At 66.6% G+C, this 19850-nt stretch carries 21 protein-coding genes; 14 read left to right on the top strand and 7 right to left on the bottom strand.

The genetic code is table 11. From position 1 onward, the window contains the following. Nucleotides 1–169: 169 nt before the first annotated feature. Nucleotides 170–556, top strand: coding sequence for a hypothetical protein (locus AC1DRO_RS00390; RefSeq protein ID WP_018773194.1), 387 nt, complete (start codon nucleotides 170–172; stop codon nucleotides 554–556). A gap of 7 nt (nucleotides 557–563) precedes the next feature. On the opposite strand, the gene AC1DRO_RS00385 is transcribed toward AC1DRO_RS00390, so the two are convergent. After that, nucleotides 564–890 (bottom strand): chorismate mutase, encoded by a 327-nt coding sequence (locus AC1DRO_RS00385; RefSeq protein ID WP_028277548.1) that lies wholly within the window; start codon nucleotides 888–890, stop codon nucleotides 564–566. A 14-nt stretch (nucleotides 891–904) separates the two neighbouring features. On the opposite strand from AC1DRO_RS00385, the gene AC1DRO_RS00380 reads away from it, so the two are divergent. Further along, the gene (locus AC1DRO_RS00380; protein ID WP_476949380.1) at nucleotides 905–1327 is read left to right on the top strand and encodes a VOC family protein; all 423 of its coding nucleotides are present in this window, start codon (nucleotides 905–907) and stop codon (nucleotides 1325–1327) included. Nucleotides 1328–1397: 70 nt separating this feature from the next. Here AC1DRO_RS00380 and AC1DRO_RS00375 read toward each other — a convergent pair whose 3' ends face one another. Beyond that, complete coding sequence (locus tag AC1DRO_RS00375; protein WP_459384961.1) at nucleotides 1398–2144, bottom strand: SOS response-associated peptidase; 747 nt, start codon at nucleotides 2142–2144, stop codon at nucleotides 1398–1400. Nucleotides 2145–2431: 287 nt separating this feature from the next. Here AC1DRO_RS00375 and AC1DRO_RS00370 point away from each other — a divergent pair, with 287 nt between their 5' ends. From AC1DRO_RS00370 to AC1DRO_RS00345, 6 genes are all read left to right on the top strand, one after another. After that, nucleotides 2432–2689, top strand: a complete 258-nt coding sequence (locus AC1DRO_RS00370; RefSeq protein WP_011692168.1) for a mycoredoxin — start codon at nucleotides 2432–2434, stop codon at nucleotides 2687–2689. A 139-nt stretch (nucleotides 2690–2828) separates the two neighbouring features. After that, entirely contained in the window at nucleotides 2829–3914 is a 1086-nt protein-coding gene (locus AC1DRO_RS00365) for an S-(hydroxymethyl)mycothiol dehydrogenase (RefSeq protein ID WP_476949379.1), read from the top strand. Then, nucleotides 3911–4573 (top strand): MBL fold metallo-hydrolase, encoded by a 663-nt coding sequence (locus tag AC1DRO_RS00360; RefSeq protein ID WP_476949378.1) that lies wholly within the window; start codon nucleotides 3911–3913, stop codon nucleotides 4571–4573. The genes AC1DRO_RS00365 and AC1DRO_RS00360 overlap by 4 nt, the downstream gene beginning before the upstream one ends. Nucleotides 4574–4640: 67 nt before the next feature. After that, nucleotides 4641–5141, top strand: a complete 501-nt coding sequence (locus tag AC1DRO_RS00355; protein WP_476949377.1) for a DinB family protein — start codon at nucleotides 4641–4643, stop codon at nucleotides 5139–5141. Nucleotides 5142–6066: 925 nt separating this feature from the next. Next, nucleotides 6067–6825 (top strand): VOC family protein, encoded by a 759-nt coding sequence (locus AC1DRO_RS00350; RefSeq protein ID WP_476949376.1) that lies wholly within the window; start codon nucleotides 6067–6069, stop codon nucleotides 6823–6825. 56 nt (nucleotides 6826–6881) lie between these two features. After that, the gene (locus tag AC1DRO_RS00345; RefSeq protein ID WP_476949375.1) at nucleotides 6882–8324 is read left to right on the top strand and encodes an AAA family ATPase; all 1443 of its coding nucleotides are present in this window, start codon (nucleotides 6882–6884) and stop codon (nucleotides 8322–8324) included. Nucleotides 8325–8352: 28 nt separating this feature from the next. Here the strand turns inward: AC1DRO_RS00345 and AC1DRO_RS00340 are convergent, their stop codons facing one another. Further along, complete coding sequence (locus AC1DRO_RS00340; RefSeq protein WP_476949374.1) at nucleotides 8353–9141, bottom strand: GNAT family N-acetyltransferase; 789 nt, start codon at nucleotides 9139–9141, stop codon at nucleotides 8353–8355. Between the two features lie 173 nt (nucleotides 9142–9314). On the opposite strand from AC1DRO_RS00340, the gene AC1DRO_RS00335 reads away from it, so the two are divergent. Together AC1DRO_RS00335 and AC1DRO_RS00330 are read left to right on the top strand one after the other, a co-directional pair. Further along, entirely contained in the window at nucleotides 9315–10946 is a 1632-nt protein-coding gene (locus AC1DRO_RS00335; RefSeq protein ID WP_476949373.1) for an FAD-dependent oxidoreductase, read from the top strand. A 54-nt stretch (nucleotides 10947–11000) separates the two neighbouring features. Beyond that, nucleotides 11001–12341: a cytochrome P450 gene (locus tag AC1DRO_RS00330; RefSeq protein ID WP_476949372.1), complete on the top strand. Its 1341-nt coding sequence runs from the start codon at nucleotides 11001–11003 to the stop codon at nucleotides 12339–12341. A gap of 99 nt (nucleotides 12342–12440) precedes the next feature. On the opposite strand, the gene AC1DRO_RS00325 is transcribed toward AC1DRO_RS00330, so the two are convergent. Both AC1DRO_RS00325 and AC1DRO_RS00320 read right to left on the bottom strand, forming a co-directional pair. After that, on the bottom strand, nucleotides 12441–12752 hold the full coding sequence (locus AC1DRO_RS00325; protein WP_476943489.1) for a hypothetical protein: 312 nt from the start codon (nucleotides 12750–12752) through the stop codon (nucleotides 12441–12443). Between the two features lie 209 nt (nucleotides 12753–12961). After that, on the bottom strand, nucleotides 12962–15517 hold the full coding sequence (locus tag AC1DRO_RS00320) for an AMP-binding protein (RefSeq protein ID WP_476949371.1): 2556 nt from the start codon (nucleotides 15515–15517) through the stop codon (nucleotides 12962–12964). Between the two features lie 214 nt (nucleotides 15518–15731). Between AC1DRO_RS00320 and efeO the strand changes: the two genes are divergently transcribed. The 4 genes from efeO to AC1DRO_RS00300 are packed head-to-tail and all read left to right on the top strand — an operon-like array spanning nucleotide 15732 to nucleotide 19005. Beyond that, nucleotides 15732–16652, top strand: coding sequence for an iron uptake system protein EfeO (gene efeO / locus AC1DRO_RS00315; RefSeq protein ID WP_476949370.1), 921 nt, complete (start codon nucleotides 15732–15734; stop codon nucleotides 16650–16652). Continuing rightward, nucleotides 16649–18061, top strand: coding sequence for an iron uptake transporter deferrochelatase/peroxidase subunit (gene efeB, locus AC1DRO_RS00310; protein WP_476949369.1), 1413 nt, complete (start codon nucleotides 16649–16651; stop codon nucleotides 18059–18061). The genes efeO and efeB overlap by 4 nt, the downstream gene beginning before the upstream one ends. A gap of 15 nt (nucleotides 18062–18076) precedes the next feature. Then, entirely contained in the window at nucleotides 18077–18556 is a 480-nt protein-coding gene (locus AC1DRO_RS00305; protein WP_476949368.1) for a metalloregulator ArsR/SmtB family transcription factor, read from the top strand. Then, nucleotides 18556–19005 (top strand): SRPBCC family protein, encoded by a 450-nt coding sequence (locus AC1DRO_RS00300; RefSeq protein WP_476949367.1) that lies wholly within the window; start codon nucleotides 18556–18558, stop codon nucleotides 19003–19005. Before AC1DRO_RS00305 ends, AC1DRO_RS00300 begins: the two co-directional genes overlap by 1 nt. A gap of 90 nt (nucleotides 19006–19095) precedes the next feature. On the opposite strand, the gene AC1DRO_RS00295 is transcribed toward AC1DRO_RS00300, so the two are convergent. After that, on the bottom strand, nucleotides 19096–19629 hold the full coding sequence (locus AC1DRO_RS00295; RefSeq protein WP_476949366.1) for an N-acetyltransferase family protein: 534 nt from the start codon (nucleotides 19627–19629) through the stop codon (nucleotides 19096–19098). Between the two features lie 23 nt (nucleotides 19630–19652). Then, a complete protein-coding gene (locus AC1DRO_RS00290) occupies nucleotides 19653–19850 on the bottom strand; it encodes a hypothetical protein (RefSeq protein ID WP_476949365.1) in 198 nt (65 codons plus the stop codon).

Here is a 19850-nt window from a genome sequence, read left to right as displayed (position 1 = left end):
CCTTCTGTGTCAACGCCCTCTACTTCAATGCCCTCTGTTTCAACGCCTTCTACTTCAACGCTCTGTATTTATTCGAACATATCTTCGAATAAATACAGTCTACGTCGCGGAGCCGACAAAACCCAGATCGGGGGTGGACGGACGATTGCACAGGTAGCAGGATTGAGCCATGAGCTCCCATATCGCACTCCTGAAGCACGTAAAGATCGCCGCCAAGAATTCAACCTTGGTGGCGACCTTCGATATAGACGGAAATATCCCGGGGCAAGGCGCCTACGTGGTGGGCCTGCTGGCGGCCGGGCCGGACTACTCCCATCAGCGCAGACTGGGCATTGAGTTCATGAACGGTGAGGCCGTGTCCTTCTACTACTTCAACCATGACGGCACGGAAGAGAACTTCGACCTCAAAGGCGTGGAACACTCAGGAAACACCATCACGGGAAACTTCCCCATCGCGACTGTGCTTGGCCTGCCCAAGGGCCATCTCATGACGGCCTTCAGCGATTGTGACGGCCGGGACTACCAGGCCAACGTGCCTGTCGAAGAAGCCCTCTAGGCACCTTCTAGGAGCTGGACTTGTACACTTCCAGCTCGAGCGTGATGAAGGCATCGATCATCGCCCGGTAGGTCTTCTCGACAAGCTCGACGTCGATGTCCTTCTTTTCCGCCGTGGCGCGGACGTGTTCGATGACCCGCTCCACACGCCCGGGCGCGCGGACCTCGGCGCTGTCCGCCTTGAGGGTCCCGGCGATCCGGATCAGCCGTTCCCGGCGCCCGATCAAGGACACGATCTGCTCGTCCACCTCGTCAACAGCCACCCGCACGGCGGCGAGCTGTTCGCGGTCGGCCTGGGCGGCCTTGTCGTCTGCGTGATTTGTGGGCATGTGCATGACAGTATCGAAAGATGCAGCCACGAGTCGACTTCATATCGCTAGGTGTCCGCAGTGTTGACGCCTCACGCCGCTTCTACGTCGATGGCCTCGGATGGCCGGTCCACCGGGAAGTCCCCGGGGAGGTGCTCTTCATCCAGGTCAACCACGGCCTCATCCTCTCGCTCTGGGACGCGGGTCAAATGCAGTCCGAGGCGGCCACCGATCCCCCTGCCGGCATTGCGTGCATCACGCTCAGCCACAACCTGGCCGGCACGGCGGACGTCGACCGGGTGATGGCCGAAGCCGGGACCGCGGGAGCCCGCATCGTTGCGGTACCGAAGACCCAGCCCTGGGGCGGCTACACCGGCTACTTCGCCGATCCCGACGGCTACCGCTGGGAGGTCGCGTTCAACCCCGACTGGTCGGTCGACGGCGGCGGCAAAGTCACGCTCTGACCTCAGGTGACCACTACCGCCCCGTGCCTTGGCAGCCGGCGGGCAGCCGCCAGACAGGGCAGCGCACCCGCTAGAACAGGCTCCCCACCGGCTGGATGAGTTCCGGTGAGTCATTCCTGACGTTCCCGACGGCGGTGCCGACGGCGTCGATCGTCCAGCCTTCCGCGACGTCGTGCGCCCCGGCCCGGACCAGATCCACGAGCCCGGCCGCATCATCGGCCTGGGGGTCCAGCCACGTCTGCATGGTCTCGCGGTTCATGGGCAGCGGAACCCTGTCATGCAACGCGGTCAGCTCGGCCAGCATTCCCCCGGCGTAGCCCTCCGGCGGCGAGTCGGTGGTCATGATCGAGGTCGAGAGCATCCAGCGCTCCGGGTCGCCCTCTTCCTTGGACGGGTCCCGCCACCATTCATAGAGTCCCGCGAAGACAAGGGGGCGTCCGTCCTTGGGATGGACGTAGTAGGGCTGCTTGGTGCGGCCCTCACCCTTCCACTCGTAGTAGCCGTCAGCCGGGACGGCGCAGCGACGGGCGCGGGTCGCTTTCCGGAAGGCGGGCTTCTCCAGCACGGTCTCGCTGCGGGCATTGATCATCTTGGACCCGATGCCCGGGTCCTTGGCCCAGGACGGCACTAAACCCCAGCGCGCAATGTGCAGTTGGCGGACCGGTTCTCCCTCCACCAGCCGTTCGAGCAGGATCGGCACATCCGCCGTCGGGGCCACGTTCCACGACGGCGGAATCGCGATCTCATCTTCCAGCCCGGCATCGAATTCGGCCAGCAGGTCTCCGACGGCCCGGGCCATCACGTAGCGTCCACACATGGCACCAGCATGCCACCGCACCCATCCCATGTCATCCGCCCGGCCGCCGTCGCGCATTCTTCGGGAAGACCATCCTGGGCCCGCCGAGGTCGCCGGAAACCTGCGAACTCGCCGGAACTTTCCGGCGACTTCGCATCTTTACCGCGAATTCGCGTCCGACGGCATAGGTGGCAGCGCTCTCTGCGGGAATAGCGGGCTGCGGGGTACGGTTGTTGGCAGTAACGTACGACTTCAGTGGGCGCCCGGCCCGACATGCCGGACCCAACCACTTACTTGAGGAGAACTTCGTGGACTTCACCCCCGAATCCGGCACCATCACCATGTTTTCGACCACGTGGTGCGGCTACTGCAACCGGCTGAAGAAGCAGCTGGACGCGCAGGGCATCGGGTACACCGAGATCAACATCGAGGAAGTCGAAGGCACGGCCGATCTCGTCGAGCAGCTCAACGGAGGCAACCGCACCGTCCCCACCGTGCTGTTCCCGGACGGCACCGCCGCCACCAACCCCTCCGCAGCTGAGGTCAAGAGCCGGCTCGCCGCCTAGGCCCTTCCTGCATCCAAGGACACCACCAAACCACGACGGCGCGGCCTCCCAAGGGCCGCGCCGTCGCCCGTTGTGCCAGTAACCAGTAACCAGTAAGTTGTGCCAGCAATCCGCGTTCCAGAGCAAAGGAGCTTGTTTCATGGTCCATAAAGTCAAAGCCGCAGTAGTCCGGTCCAAGAATGCCGACGTCACCCTGGAGACGATCCTGGTGCCGGACCCCGGCCCCGGCGAGGCCCTCGTGGACATCCTCACCTGCGGTGTCTGCCACACCGATCTGCACTACAAGCAGGGTGCCATCAACGACGACTTCCCCTTCCTGCTCGGCCATGAGGCCACCGGCGTTGTCAGTGCCGTGGGACCGGACGTCACCGAGGTCGTCCCCGGGGACCGCGTGGTGCTGAACTGGCGGGCCGTCTGCGGCGAGTGCCGCGCCTGCCGCCGGGGCCAGCCGCAGTACTGCTTCAATACCCACAACGCCACCCAGAAAATGACGCTGGAGGACGGCACCGAGCTGACGGCCGCGCTGGGCATCGGTGCCTTCGCTGAAAAGACCCTCGTAGCGGCCGGCCAGTGCACCAAGGTGGACGACGACGCCGATCCCGCGGCCGTCGGTTTGCTCGGCTGCGGCGTCATGGCAGGCATCGGCGCGGCGATCAACACCGGAAACGTCCAGCGCGGCGATTCGGTCGCCGTGATCGGCTGCGGCGGAGTCGGCACGGCGGCCGTCGCCGGCGCGGCGCTCGCCGGCGCCACCACCGTGATCGCCGTCGACATCGATGCCAAAAAGCTCCAGCGCGCCAAGGATCTCGGCGCCACCCACACGGTGGACTCCTCCGCCGTCGACCCCGTCGAAGCGATCCGCGAACTGACCGGCGGTTTCGGCGCCGATGTGGTGATCGACGCCGTCGGCCGCCCGGAAACGTATAAGCAGGCCTTCTACGCCCGGGACCTCGCCGGCACGGTGGTCCTGGTGGGTGTGCCGAGCCCCGAGATGACCCTGGAACTGCCGCTGCTGGATGTGTTCGGCCGCGGCGGCTCGCTGAAGTCCTCCTGGTACGGCGACTGCCTGCCTTCGCGCGACTTCCCCACGCTCATCAGCCTCTACCGGCAGGGCAAGCTGGACCTGGACGCCTTCGTGACGGAGCGGATCACGATTGACCAGATCGAGGAAGCCTTCACGAAGATGCACGCCGGCGCCGTGCTGCGCTCGGTGGTGGAGCTGTGAACGCCGGCCCAGTGAGCATCCGGATCGACCGGCTGGTGACCTCCGGGACGTTTTCCCTCGATGGCGGCACTTGGGATGTTGAGAACAACGTCTGGATCCTCGGGGACGACGCCGAATGCGTCATCATCGACCCGGCCCACGATCCCGCTGCCGTGGCCGCGGCCGTCTCGGGCAGGAAGGTCACGGCAATCCTGCTCACGCACGGCCACGATGACCACATCAGCGCCGTGGGCGAGGTCCGGACGCTCGTGAACGCGCCCGTGTACCTGCACCGGGACGACTGGATGTTGTGGGAGCGGGTGTTCCCCGGCACCGAGCCGGACCACGCCATTGCCGACGGCAACACGTTCGGCGTCGCAGGGGCAAGGCTCGTGGCACTGCACACCCCCGGCCACTCGCCCGGGTCCGTGTGCTTCCTTCTCGAAAGCGAAGGCACCGTGCTTAGCGAACAAACAGTGTTCAGCGGGGACACGCTGTTCCAGGGTGGCCCCGGGGCGACGGGCCGTTCCTTCAGCGATTTCCCGACCATCATCGAGTCCATCCGAACCCGGCTCCTGCCGCTTCCGGCCGACACGACGGTCCGGACCGGCCACGGGGATCCCACAACGATCGGCGCCGAAGCACCGCACCTTGAGGAATGGATCGCCCGCGGCCACTGACCGCGTCCGCGGAAAGGCCCGGTCCGCTGCTTCCGGACCGGGCCTTTCCGCCATAGGATGTGGGGCCATGAGCTCTCGCCCCAGCATGGATCCGGCAACACTGGCCGCGGACCTGCGTACCCAGTTCGATGCATTCCTCGATGAGCATCGTGCGGACCTGCACGCCTGTCTGGACGGGCTCACCGAAGAGGAGTCCCGGGCCTCGCTGGTGCCGTCGCGGACCACCCTCCTCGGGCTGGTCAAGCACGCCGCCTTCGTGGAGAAGGTCTGGTTTGACGAGGCCATCACGTGCCGGCCCCGGGCGGAGATCGGCATTCCGGCCACCCCCGACGAATCGTTCATCCTGGCGGATGACGACACCATCGCGGGCCTCCAGGCCGCCTACCTCCAGGCCTGCGAGGACTCACGCCGTCGGGCCGCTTCGCTCGGCCTTGACGACCTTGTCAGAGGAAACCGGCGCGGCCCGCTGCCGCTGCGGTGGGTCTACCTGCACATGCTCAGGGAACTCGCCCAGCACTGCGGCCACGCGGATATTCTGCGCGAGCAGATCCTCGCTGCGCGCACTTGACGGAACGGCCGCCCGGATCAAGGTTCTAAACCAGAAGAGCGGCATTGAACAATGGATGCTGGTGAGCGCGGATGCGGCCACCCCCGATTGGTTTTAACAGGGCCGCATCCGCGCTGGTCTAGGGAAGCCCGGGTTCAGGCTCTGGTCCCGCGTGCCGGCGGCGTAATCGCGCCCCGATCAGCTCAGACACCACAGCGGGGGCGCGCAAGGAACCAGGCCGGCCGGATGTCGTGCCCCATCTAAAGCCGAACGCCGTGAACGGGATTACGGCACTTCCGGGGACAACGACTCTGGTGGCCATGAGATAAGAACTCCCGCAACGAAGTTTGCAGCCTCTGCCTGACCAAATTCAGAATAGCAATTGCATTTGCCGTACAAAAGGAAAAGAGAGTAACAATTAATATGCGGCTTTTCCGGTCGGTGTCCCCCGTGGTCCGCCGCTCACCGTCTCCAGGGCCCACGGTTTTTGTCAGAACCACCCGTCCAGACAGATGTGGGATGCGGATGAGGTCAACCGGCCGTTGCGCTGGCCGTCATTTCGTGGACGGGGCGTATTCCGGGTAGTAGCGCTGGATCTCTTGAACGGTCTTGCCGGCCCTCACCATTCGCTCAACGGACATCATGCTCCGGACTTCCTCGTCCGAGGACCGGGTGCTGTTCCACGGTCCGATCGTTCGGTAGCAGAAGTCATTCGGATCGTTCAGCCTGGCGGGTTTTCATTCCTTTATTCATGGTTCCGCAATTGGCCAGAAATATGTTGGCGAGCCTACCGCACGGGTGCCAGGTTTCCCGAGCGACGGTGATTTCCCCTCGGTCGTGGAGGTTCGGCAGTTTGCCTCGCCGGAATCGCAGTTGGGTCTTGCTCCACTCCGCGGTCTTGGGAAACAATGTTCGCGGCGTAACGGGCCCCGGAGAAAGGGTTTCAATGACAGCGCGGGATACCTCCTCAGTCGGTGCTCCGTGCTGGGTCGACACCTGGCAGCCCGACCCCAAGGAGGCCAAGGACTTCTACGGTCCGCTCTTCGGCTGGACTTTCGACGACCCCGTTCCGATGCCGCCCGGGCTCGACGGCTTCTACTACGCTGCGCGCCTCCGCGGTCAACTGGTTGCCGGAATCGGACAGGCGCCGCCGCAATCGCCGCCGGGGTGGATCACCCACGTGCGTGTCGTAAACGTCGGGGAAGCCTTGGTTCGTGCCGAGCGGGCGGGGGGCAAGCGCCTGGCGCCGTTTGGTGCCGGCCCGGATGACCGTATTGCTGTGCTCGCCGATGCCACCGGCATCCCGTTCTGCCTGCGGCGGGCAGGAGGGAACGACGGCGCCCAGCTGGCCAATGAGCCGAATTCCTGGGCCATGAGCTCGCTGCACACCACAGATGTCGGGCGGGCCCAGGCGTTTTACGGTGCAATGTTCGACTGGGAACTCGAACCCGTCCCGGACGCCCCCTTCTCGCGGTGGCTCCGTTCCGGCCGGGTAGTGGCGGTGGTGGCAGCCACGGATGGCGTCGCGGTCCCGCCGCATTGGAGCGTCAATTTCGCAGTCCGCGACGCGGACGCCATTGCCCGGCAGGCCGTAACACTGGGTGGCAGCCTCCTGATGGCGCCAATGGACTCGCCGGGATTTCGCAGCGCCGTGATCAGGGACCCCCAGGGCGGCACCATCGCGGTCAGCGCAACCACCGGCTGACGCTTGCTGGAGAGCATGAGCGCCACACCGTTTTGCGGCGCTGGTAGGGTCAGCCCATGGATGAAATTTTGGGGAAGTTCATCGACGATTTCGCGCGGCTCGTGGAGCTTGCGCAGTCCGGGCAGCGTCGGGGGCAACCGGGAACCCAGCTGCTGACTACGCTCACCGAGCATTTGGCGGTCCGGGCCGAATCAGTGTCGGTAGTGGTTGAGGAGATTCCGCCGCACCGTTTCGTGGACGCAGACATCCTCATGGAAGAGCTCGCCGCAGAGGATCCTGAGTTCCGGCTCGTGGGCATCGGCGGTGGCGACCAACGCCACCATCACTCGCTGAGCGACATGCTGCAGCAGTCCCAGCTATATCCGCAGTTCCCCCTGTCCCAGCCCGACTACGCCAACCTCGCTGTCGGGCCGGACGAACAACGGCAGGCCGTGGCACTGGGGCTCTGGCTATTCAGCCATGGAGGCAGTCCCATCGCCGTGCTGCAGCGGGACGCCAACCCCCGGTATGGCCGGCAGTCAGCGTCCCTTGAGGTTTTGGCCGACGCTACAGATAAGGCCGCACGCTTCCTCTCGGAGTTCCGCAATCGGATGCAGCACCGCAGCGTGCTCAAGGGACAGGTCATTTCCCTGGCGATGGGAGAGTATGGTCCCAGCGCGGCCGGGGTGACGTTCCATGCACGGCCCGTCCTTGCCGCGTCGGATGTCATCCTGCCGGATGGCCTGCTGGAGAAAGTGTCGGACCACGCCTTAGGTATCGCCGAGCACCGTGAGTCTCTGATCAGGTACGGCCAACACCTCAAACGCGGCGTCCTGCTCTATGGCAAGCCGGGGACGGGCAAGACCCATACGGTGCGTTATTTGTTGAGCCGGAGCGTAGGTGTCACAGCAATCCTTCTTTCGGGAGGATCGCTCGCCAGGATCTCAGAAGCCGCCACCATGGCCAGGGCGCTCCAGCCCTCCATCGTGGTCCTTGAGGACTGCGACCTCATCGCCGAGGACCGCAGCTTCGGGCACGGACCCCAGCCGCTGCTATTCGAGGTGCTGGACGCCATGGACGGTTTGGCCAGCGACGCCGACGTCGCGTTCGTCCTCACCACCAACCGCGTGGACATGTTGGAACGCGCCCTGGCACAGCGTCCCGGCCGTGTGGACCTGGCGGTGGATATTCCTATGCCTGCCCAGGCGGAGCGGGTTGCGCTGATCAAACTGTATGCCCGCGGTATTCCCCTCAGCCCGAACGCGATTGAAAACGCCGCCGCCCGCACCGAAGGAACCACCGCCTCGTTCGCACGCGAACTCGTCCGCCGTGCGGTCGTTGCCGGCGCATTGGAAGGCGTGCCGGTGGCGGACCATCATCTTCAGAAGGCTGTGGATGACCTGATGGCCGACAGCGCCGCGCTCACCCGAAGCCTCCTCGGCAGCGGCGCCGGAGGCGACTCTGAGGGCATGGGCGGACCGTTCCCCGGACCGCCGGCGGCCTTCCATCCCGGGGGCTAGGACGCACCGCGCCAGTGCGCTTGTGCCCTCAGCGCCGCCACCGGTACGGGGTGGTCGTTGAGACTCGCAGCAATCCATAGCGTTCCAGGATCGGTCGCGAATATTCAGTCGAGTCACTGTGGATGAGTTTCTTCCCGAGCGCCAGCGCGGCCCGGGCCCGGGCGGCGGTGAGGGCACGGTAGATACCCTGACCACGCCATTCTGGCCGCGTCGCCCCGCCCCAGATGCCCGCGAATTCCGTACCCGGCACCGGCTCGAGGCGGCCCGCGCTCACGATCAGTCCTTCGTGTTCGGCTACCCACAGTTCCATGCCGTCATCGCGCGCCATGCGTTGCAGGATTGCGTCGGCGTTGCCGTCGGAGTCGTCAACGCCGAAAACCTCGTCCTGCATCGCGCTCATGGCGCGGATGTCCCGTTCTGCGCTCACCGGCCGCAGGCTGACGCCGGGCGGGAGCTGGACGTCCACCGTCAAGGCGTTTGCCGGTCCGATCATGATCGACTCGGTCTCATTAGGCTCAAATCCGTTGTCGAGCAGTGCCGCGTGGAGTCCGGGCGCATGATCATGACCACGGGTTTTCCACTCGACCCGCACGATTGCGGGATCGCTGCGGTAAAACGCGAGCGCTTCGGCCACCCACTGCGCGATCGTCAGGGCGTTGGCCCCATCGAGGTTCTGATAGGTCACGAAGCCCCTGCCGCCTGCGAAGGTCACCAGCCGCAGCGGACCCAGCCGTTCCACGCCGCTGGCACTGGGCGTCTCTGCAGCTGTCCGGAGTTGCTGGTCGTACGCCACAAGAAGTTCTTCAGAAAGAGTCATCGGCGTCCACCCTACAGCCACACCGGACACCGGACAGGACATAGGACACGCGGCGCTCAAGTTCCCTCGCCGAGAGCCTCCGCAGCCTCGTCGTACCCGGCCGCAGGCCTCTTCCGCGGCCAGCCCGCGAGACTTAGACTCGATTGGCTTGAGCAAACAGGGAGAAGTTCGGCATGAGGCTCGTCGTCGATCTCACTAAGTGTCAGGGTTACGCACAATGCGCCTTCCTCGCCCCTGAGGTCTTCACGATCCAGGGGGACGAGGCACTCACCTACGACCCGGACCCGGACGAGGCGCAGCGCACGAGGATCCGGCGGGCCGCCGCGGCCTGTCCCGTCCAGGCCATCCGACTCGACCAGCTTGAGGAGCCGCACAGGCCGCGGCCTCCCGTAGAAGCCCCGGGAACGGCCGCTGCCGCCGGGGGCAACGGGGGCACGTTCCTTCGATCCGGCAGGATTGTCATCGTGGGCACGTCACTGACCGGGCTGCGCGCGGCGGAGCGGCTGCGCGAGGAAGGGTTCACGGGCTCGCTGACTCTCATTGGTGAGGAAACGCACGAGCCGTATGACCGGCCGCCGCTGTCGAAACAGGTCCTGGCCGGGTCGGTGCGGTCCGATGACACGTCGCTGCCGCGCCGCCGGGCAATCGACGCCGACTGGCGTCTGGGCGTCGCGGCCACGGGTCTGGATCTCGCCGCCAGGCAGGTGCATCTCGCCGACGGCGGCCGGATCGGATTCGACAAGTTGTTGATCGCCACTGGCGTGCGGGCCCGGTCCTGGCCAAACGCGGCGGAGGCCGCTCTGGCAGGCGTGCTGACCTTGCGGACCCGGGAGGACGCGGCAACGCTTCGGCAGCTCCTGGCCGCGCGCCCCCGCCGGGTTCTGGTCATTGGGGCCGGGTTCATCGGCTGCGAGGTCGCTTCGGTGTGCCGCGAACTTGGCCTGCCGGTCACTGTGGCGGAGGCGGGCCCGGCACCGCTCGGCGCGGCGCTCGGCAGCGTGATCGGTGCAATTGCCGGAGAGCTGCAGATCGAGAACAGCGTGGATCTGCGCTGCGGCGTCAGGGTCGTTTCACTGGAAGGCGATGCCGGCGGACAGCTGCGCCGCGCCCGCCTCTCCGATGGCACAACACTTGACGTGGACATCGCCGTCGCCGCGCTCGGGACCGTTCGTAGCGGTGATTGGCTCGCCGGCTCCGGATTGGCGAGCGGCGTGTGGGGTGTCGCGTGCGACGCCGGCTGCCGGGCTTTCGACGTCAACGGGCTGGTCACCGATGACGTCTTCGTCGCCGGCGACGTATCCCGCGCCCCGCAGCCGATGTTCGGCTACCAGTTCCTCGCCGTCGAGCACTGGGGCAACGCGATCTCCCAGGCCGAGGTTGCAGCGCATAACATGGTCAGCGGCGAAACGGAACGGTGGCCGCACCTGGCTGTGCCCAAATTCTGGTCCGTCCAGTTCGGCACCGAAATCAAGAGCGTGGGCGTGCCCTCGGTCGCCGATGAGGTCGCCATCGTGCAAGGATCGGTCGGATCTCGGCGGTTCCTGGCCGTTTATGGCTACAAGGGCCGCATCGTGGCTGCAGTGGCGTTCAACCAGAACAAATGGCTTGATTTCTATGAACCGCTGATTGACCAGGCGGCGTCATTCCCGCCGTCGTTCCACCATATTGACGAGCCCGGGGATGCGCAGCCCGTGCCGGCCGGGTTCCAGCCCGCCGCCAACCCCACCCAGGATGCGACCGTCGTCGTGACCGGTCACTATCCCAATGAGCGTCGCGCCAGATTGACTGACCGCCGCCTCCCGTAAAGCGCCGCACCGGAGACCGGCAGCGACCGGCGCACGACCCAAGGAGCCTTCGCCATGGCCGAGCCCAGCACCTGGGAGCAGATCCTCGACTACACCAACCGGGCTAACCCCTACCCGTTCTACGACGAACTCCGCAAGACCCCCGTGAGACGACTTCCGGACGGAAGCTATCTCGTGAGCACCTACGCGGAGATCGCCGCCCTGTTGCACGATCCACGGGTCAGCTCCGACATAACCCGCAACCCGGCTGCCGCCGCGGCGGGCGCCACCATTGGTGAGGACGGGGACGGCGCTGGCATGACGCCGACTTTCCTCAGCATGGATCCCCCCGATCACGACAAGTTCCGGCGGATCACCATGCGGCACTTCGGGCCGCCCATGACGCCTGGCAGGGTGGCCGGGATGGAGGCGCGGATGGCGGAAATTGTCACCGATCTGGTCGACAACATGGCGGACCGCAGCCGGATCGACGTCGTCGATGATCTGGCTTATCCCCTGCCCGTCACGGTGATCTGCGAACTTCTCGGTGTGCCCCCTGGCGATGAACAGCGCTTCCGGGTCTGGGTGGACCTCGCCCTGCAGTCCACCGATCCCGGACTCGATCCCGAAACCCAGCAAAAGAAGAGGATTGAGGCCGGCACGGAACTGCGCGCGTTCATGCAAGAGCTGGTCGACGCCCACCGGCTGGCCCCGGGGAATGACCTGCTTTCAGCGATGGCCACCGATGATGGCCCGGAGGGCCGCATGCCGGACGAACAACTGGTGAGCACCGGGCTCCTCCTGCTCATCGCCGGACATGAAACCACCGTGAACCTCATCTCCAACGGCGTACTGACGTTGCTCCGCCACCCGGCCGAACTCCACAGGCTGCGCGCTGACCCCGGCCTGGCCATCCCGATGGTCGAGGAGCTGCTCCGCTACGAGCCGCCCGTGCATTTCGTCCCGTTCCGCACCGCCCTCGACGACATCGACATCGCCGGCACCACCATCCCGGCAGGCGCCTCCCTCACCCTGGTCCTTGCTGCGGGCAACCGCGACCCCGCCCACGTCGCTGACCCCGGGCTCTTCATCCCTGACCGGGCCAACAACCAGCACCTCGGTTTTGGCGGCGGGGTTCATCTTTGCTTCGGTGCGCCCCTGGCCCGGCTGGAAGCGCAGATCGCACTCATCGAATTCGCCACCAGGCTGGAGAACCCGCGGCTCGTTTCGGACCCACCGCCGTACCGGCCGAGCCCGTTCCTGCGCGGCCCCTCCCACCTCCGGGTAGACATCGACGGCGTACTCGCCCTTGGCCGGGCAGCCGACGGGCTAGCTGCACGCGGCGGCGATCAACTGCCGCGCCAGGGCGAGGCCCTGCCTGGCCGGGCCTTCATCCCCCAGCACGGCGGCCGTTGACAGCGTGCCGTTGAGGACCAGCAGGAGCTGCTCTGCCAAGATCCTCACCCGGGACCTCAGCGGGTAAGCCCCTGCCGACCGTCGCCCGGAAAATGCACTTCAGCGGGTGACGGTCAGCGGCTTCATCGGCATCACGCAGGACACCCGTTCGAGGCGGACGTCGCCAGCGCCCGCCACGCGGTTGTTCCTGCCGGTGTCATCGCACCAGTCAATGTTGTAGGGCACCGCGGTTACGGCGGCATCCCCCGCGGCTGTCCGGGCGGGCACGACAAACGTGTAGGTGAACCCGCCGGCGTCGTTCATGGCGCTGGTGGTATTCACGACTTCCACCCCGGTTGCGTCGGTGACGCTTACCTGGATGCGCGCGTTGTTGCCGTAACGGGGGTTGCAGCCAGCGTCCGGGGCTGCCACCGTCACGCTTTGCCCCGGTGCGGCCGTCGTCGGGGTCAGCGAATAGGTGGGCGGAAAGCATGGCGGCTCCCCGCCCGTGGAGGACGAGCACCCCGATATCAAGGCAGTCAGTACCAATGCGCCAACCGTGGCACGGATCGCGGAGCGCCGCCCGCTGTCTTGCAGACAAGAAACCATGCCGTCAGTGTCGCTGGTACAGCAGTCGGCGCCTACTGTTGTGCTGAATTCGTACCCGGATCGTTGCCGGCGCCTGCCCGCCGTCGGCCAACTACACTGACCACCCGCAGGCAGAGCGCCCAGTAGGCTACCCCCGCGGCCAGCGAGCCTGCCACGGCCAAGGCGGGGCTGATCCCGGCCAGCGGCGGATAGACCACCCAGTGGACAAGGTATGCGTAGAGGGAGGCGCTGGCGAGTACCACCAGGAGGCGGCGGAGGACCTGCGGCACCGGAATGCTGGGGAGCCAGATGAGCAGCAGGATCCCGGCGAGGAGCGTGGCCTCCCGGCCGGGGTTCTCGAAGAATCCTGGAACGGTCAGGACTGCAATGACCGAGACCAGGCCACGCTGTGCGACGGTCCGGGACCGTGCGATAGCCCAGCCCAATGCGAAGAGCCAGAGCGCGGGCGCCGTGTGCGGCACGCCCGGGTTGACCAGCTCATACCGGGTCAGGAGCCCCACGCCGGTCAGCGCCAGCGGAAAGAGCAGGGGGAAGCGCCGCTCGGCCCGGTCCGCCCACGGAATGGCCAGAAGCGCCGTCGCCGCGAGAAGCAGGTAGACGAGAATTTCGATGAACCAGAAGTGCCACTGGGTGCTCACCCCCTCCGGCCCGAGGAAGGCGTTGAGCAGCACGATATTGGCGGGCGCGTAGTTGTCGGTGATCAGGAAGGCCACCGCGATGAACGCCATGCTCGGCACGATGATTCTTGCCACGCTGGACAGCTGCCTCCGCAGCCGCGGGATCCGCTTCCCAGAGAGCTGGAAGCGTGCGAAGTTGTAGCCTGCCACCGCCATGAGCACGTGGGCCGCACCCTGCCAGCTGAACAGCCCAACGTGCGTGCTGACGATCAGGACGATCCCGACGGCCCGCAGCACGATGCTCGTTTCCACGGGCGCAAAGAAGCGTCGACGCGTCCGGCCCGGTGCAGTTCGCGGCGGCACCAGGGCCCGGACCGGGGTCACGTGCCAATCCGGCGGGAGATGGCCCAGCGCCTGTTCCAGCCGTACCGATGCGGCCACGTAGGACAGTGAGTCCCCGCCCAGGGACACGAACGTGTCGCTGTCCGCGATGTCGGCGCACTCCAGCACGTCCTGGAAAATCTTCCGAACGCTGTCCGGAGCATTATTGTCCGGCGCGGCGGTTTCCGTCGCGGGGGCGGGTGCTGGCCCTGGTTTCGGCGCGGACAGGGCCAGGACGCCCCTGTAGTCGAGCTTGCCCGTGGCCAGGCGCGGGAGATGTTCGACGGCGTGGACCTCGAGGGCGGCTCGCGGCAGCCCCATGCCCTGGGCGAGGACCTTGCCCAGCAGGTGCGCGTCGTGGTCGCCTTCAACGGCGACGACGACGCCGTCGTCCGTCCCGGCGCTGGCCGCCTGCACACCGAGGTCCGCCAGGAGCCGCTCCACCTGCCCCAGGTCAACGCGCAGCCCGACGATCTTGACGAACCGGCTGCGCCGGCCCACCACTTCGTAGACGCCCGCCGGGTGCCGCCGGGCAAGGTCGCCGGTGCGGAGTTCCGTAACGGTCCGGCCCGCGGCGAGGTCCGCCGGGCATTCGGCATAGCCAAGCATGACGTTGGCGCCGCTGTAGACAAGTTCGCCGTGCTCCAGCCCCGGCACGGGGTCGATCCGGAACGAGCCGCCGGGCACCGGGATACCCACCGCGCCCGGCACCTCGGCCGCCAGTTCAGGAGGCAGGTATGCCATCCGTGCCGTCGCTTCGGTCTGGCCGTACATCACGAAAAATTCCCAGCCGCTGCGGCGGCCGAGTTCGGCGTATTTCCGCACCGATTCCGGCCCCAGCCGGCCCCCGGCCTGGGTGACGTAGCGCAGGCCGGGCAGATCCATGTCCGCAAACCCGCCCCGTTCCAGCAGTTCAAAGGTATATGGAACGGCCGCGAAGGACGTGGCTCCCCGGCGTCGGAAGAGCTCCCAGAAGCACGGATCAACCACGGAAAGGCCGGTCAGGACCAGCCCGGCGCCCCGGAGCAGGTGGCTGTTGATCACGGACAACCCGTAACAGTAGGACATCGGCAAAGTCGTCACGGCCCGGTCGTCGGGCCCGATGTTCAGGTACTGGGCAATCGACTCGGCGTTGGCCTGCAGGTTCGCATGCGAGAGCCGCACGAGCTTGGGCGAGCCCGTGGATCCGGACGTGCTGAGCAGGAGCGCGAGGTCCGGGTGAAGCTCATGGCGGGTGCCGGTCCGGCGTTCGTCCAGCAGGAGCTGACCGTTGCCGGATTGGACAACGACGTCGGGGTCGTAGGCCGCAACGAGGGATTCCAGGGCGGCCGGCTTGTCCTCCGGCAGGAGGATCAGCGGGTGGCCGCCGGCCAGGGCCGCCAGATAGACCACCAGAGAGTCGACGTCGTTGGCTGCGGCGAGCGCCACGAGGCGCCGCGTGGCGCCAAGCCGGCGGGCGAAGGCATCGACCCGCTCCGCCAGCTCCCGGTACGTCATTGCCAGGGTGTCAGTAAGGATGGCTGGGCTGTCCCCGTAGCTCGCAAGATCGGCGGCAAAGGGCACCCGCATGAAGTCAAGCTGCGTGGTCACCCGGACGATGTTATTAGATTAGGCTTACCTAATCCAAATTAGGGTACGAAAGGTTTGCGTAATCGCCGCGAATCGGTATCCTCCTTACTTAGGTGTACCTAAGTCGGGTCTGCCTCGGCGATGTTGCCGGGACAGCCCACACGGTCCCGCACCCCTGCCTCCGCTCCCCCACACCGCACCGCACCGCTCCACCCCACCGATCCAAGGAAACACCATGCCCAGCATCCCCCTGCCCAAAAACGCCCCCCGGTTCCGGAAGACGCTTGCCCTGTTGGCCGCGGCAACCACCGTTCCGCTGGCCCTGGCCGGCTGCATGGGCACCCCAAAGAACCCGGGCGCCGCCGGACCCATCCAGGTCACGAGCAGTCCCGCCGTCGACGCCCACCTTCAGGGCCTGCTGGACACCGGCACCCGGCAATACTCCGCTTTCGTCGTGGATCAGACCGATCAGCTGGTTACCGGCACGAGGGCATTCGCGGCGGCTTACGCCGCCGGCGATGCGACGAAGGCCCGCGGGCTCTATGCCGCCACGCGCACGCACTGGGAGCGCATCGAGCCGGTCGCCGAGTCGTTCGGGGACCTGGACCCCAAGCTCGATGCCCGTGAAGCCGACCTCGAACCCCGCCAGGAATGGACCGGCTGGCACCGGGCCGAGAAGGACCTGTTCCCGCCGGCCGGCTACACGCCCCTCGCACCGGCGGAGCGTGCCGCCATCGCCACGCAGCTTGTTGCCGACACCGAGGACCTGGCCCAGCGGACCCGCACTGTGGAACTCTCCGCGGACAAGATCGGCAACGGCGCCAAGGAGCTCCTGGACGAGGTGGCCACCGGCAAAGTTACCGGGGAAGAAGAAATCTGGTCCCACACCGATCTCTGGGACTTCCAGGCCAACATTGACGGAGCCCGGACCGCCTTCGAGAGCCTGTTGCCTGCGCTGCAGCAGAAGGACCCGGACCTGGCCGAAGCGCTCGAGGCCAAGTTCGCTGCCTTGCAGGCCGGGCTCAAGCAGCATTCCACCGGCGCAGGCTTCGCCTACTACAACGACCTCAGCCAGGACCAGGTGCAGCAGCTCGCCTCCCTGGTTGATGCCCTGGGCGAGCCCCTGGCCAAGCTCACTTCGGCAGTAGCCCCGTGACCGGCTGCCCCTTCGGCGCCAACCCCCGCCGGGCCCCCGACGGCGGTGCCCCCGAATCAGCTTGCGCACCGGAACCAGCCAAGGCGCCGGGAGCCGCCGCCATGCCCGCGCCGCCGGCAGCCCCCGGTTCGGGAAAGGGCGGGCTGTCCCGCCGCGGGCTCCTGTCCCTGGCAGGAGCCGGCGGCGCGGGCGCCGTCGCCGGTCTGGCGGCTGGCTTCCTCAGCCACGACGCCGTCGAGGCCGCGGCAGTCCCAGTGGCAGAGCCCGGCGACATCATCGCCTTCCACGGTGACCGGCAGGCCGGCATCGTCACGCCGGCCCAGGACCGCCTTCACATTGCAGCCTTCGACCTCATCACGGAGGACCGTGCAGAGCTCACCCGGCTCCTGAAAGACTGGACGGCCGCCGCCGCGGCGATGACCGAGGGTCGCAGCACGGGCGGCAGCGGCGCCGTCGATGGCCCCTACGACGCCCCGCCCGAGGACACGGGTGAGGCCCTGGACCTCGGGGCCGGCAGACTCACCCTCACCTTCGGGTTTGGCCCCGGCCTGTTCGAGAAGGACGGCAAAGCCCGCTTCGGACTCGAGGGGCGCCGCCCGGACGCCCTGATCGACCTGCCACACTTCCCAGGCGACGACCTCCAGCCGGGACGCACCGGCGGCGACATCGTAGTGCAGGCCTGCGCCGACGACCCCCAGGTGGCCGTCCACGCGATCCGCAACCTTGCCCGCATCGGCTTCGGGCTGACGCGCGTCCGCTGGTCCCAACTCGGCTTCGGGCGGACGTCCTCCACGTCGAGGTCACAGGCCACCCCGCGGAACCTCTTCGGCTTCAAGGACGGCACCAACAACCTCAAGGCCGAGGACACCGCTTTGCTCGAGGAGCATGTGTGGGCAGGCCAGGGAACGCGCCCGGAAGAGGGCTGGATGGCCGGCGGCACGTACGTCGTGGCGCGTCGGATCCGGATGCACATCGAAATCTGGGACCGCACCTCACTGCGGGAACAGGAAGCGCTGATCGGGCGCACCAAGGGCGCAGGGGCCCCGCTCTCCGGCGGCGAGGAATTCACCGCCCCCGACTTCCAGATCCAGGGTCACGGCGGGGAACCACTGATCCCGCTGGACGCCCACGTCAGGCTCGCGCACTCGAGCCAGAACGACGGCGTCAAGATGCTCCGGCGCGGCTACAACTACACCGACGGCTCGGACGGCTTGGGGCACCTCGACGCCGGACTGTTCTTCATCGCGTTCGTCACGGACCCCAGGACCCACTATGTGCCCATGCAGCTGGCCATGGCGAAGGAGGACACGCTGGCCCTGGAATACCTCAAGCACACCGGCTCGGGCCTGTTCGCGGTTCCGCCTGGCATCCGGGCGGGAGGCTTCATCGGCGAAGGTCTCTTCGCATGATGGCGGCAGTCACCGGTGCGGCATGCCGCCGGGCCCAGCCGAACCCGGCGAACTCCACGGCCCCGATCTTCCGGACCCCAGCACCAGCGGACCCGGCAGGCTGACAGGCAGCCAGAAAACTTGACCCGTAGGAAATATCCTACCTATTATTGGTCCGTGCCCGTCAGAACGAAGGATTCTCCCGCTGACCTTCTCTTCGGAGCGTTGGCTAACCCCACCAGGCGGGACATTCTGACGCTCCTCCTGGAGGGGCCACGAACCGCTGGCGAGATTGCCGAACGATATGACATGGCCCGACCAAGCGTGTCCGAGCATTTGAGGGTGCTGCTCGATCGGAACCTCGTCTCGGAGGAGCGGAGGGGACGGACAATTCGATATTTACTGACACCCGAGCCTCTTGCCGACGTTGCCTCGTGGCTGTCGCCTTTCGAGAAGTTCTGGCGCGCCCGCCTAAAAGACCTGAACCATACTCTCGAAAACCTGAAGGACACCTGATGTCATTGACGTTGACGGCCATAGAGCTCGACGAATTTCTCCCCCACCCGCCCGCAAAGGTGTGGAGGGCGCTCACGGAACCGGCCCTGATCGCGGCGTGGCTGATGGAAAACGACTTTGAACCCGTCGTTGGGCACCGCTACACCATGCGCGGGACTCCTGTCCCGGCCGTAGGCTTCAGCGGTCTTGTCGCCAGTGAAGTTCTTGAAATTGACCCCGAACGGCTCCTGCGGATCTCCTGGCGGGACGCAGAAGCGGGCAACGACCTGAACAGCACAGTCACGTGGACCCTGGTCCCCGAGGGGGCAGGGACACGACTGTTCCTCATCCACGAAGGATTCGACCCGGAAGAGCCGAGCCATGTGATCGCTCACCGCATTATGGGTGGCGGCTGGCGCGGACAGATCCTCAAGAAGCTGACGGAAACGTTGGCCCAGATCGGGGAGTAAGGACCAGATCGGGGAGTAAGGACTCGTCAGGTTGAGGCGCTGGCTCTGAACACGGCGCTGGACGGGAGCCTGACGCCGGGGAGTCCTCGGCTAGCGCCCGGCGGGGAGGATCCGGCTGTGGCGCTTCTCGGCCACCGCCGGATCGAATCTCGTATCTTCCAGAGCCCCTCCGTCGTCGAGCCAACGGCGGTTGGTGTAGAAGCTGATAGCCCGATCGTTGCCCTTCTCCACCCAGAGAAATGCCCGGTCATAGCCGAGTTCGATCAACTGTTGTTCCGCGGCCGCGAACAGGACGGAACCTACGCCCTGCGCCCACCAGTCCGGATGCACGTTGATCGCGTGGAGCTGACCGGTTCCCGGGTCCGGGTCGCCGGCAGCAGGGCCGAGGATGGCGAACCCTGCAACCGCATCGGCGCTTTGGACGACGAGGTGAATGGTCCCTTGCCTGGGTTCGAGGATGTTTCGGCGCCAGGCGGATGCCGCGCGGTCGACGTCGAGACCGTCCAGGTACTCATCGGTCATGACGCCGCGGTAAGTGGCCCGCCAGGCCGCGATGTGGATCTCGGCCAGCCGTGCGGCGTCGTGCACGGTTGCGGCCCTGACACTGATGTCCGGTGTGGTCATGGTCCGGAATCTATCAACTGCGGTCACCGGTGCCGGGCGGCGCGCGCGAGGCGGCGGGCAAGGTAGCCGATGACGAGGATGCTGGCTGCGGCGAGGAGCCACGTGCCCGCGGATCCAAGGGCCGGGCCGCTCGTGCAGGTGCTGGCGGCGCCGGATTCCGCCGTGTAGTCGATGCACTCGCCTGTCCGAAAGCCGAGAAGCAAGGCGTCGACGGCGATCAC

Source organism: Arthrobacter sp. P4_F11 (genome assembly GCF_056401395.1).
The sequence above is the reverse complement of the archived record's forward strand: the minus strand, read 5'-3'. Positions and strand labels throughout refer to the sequence as shown.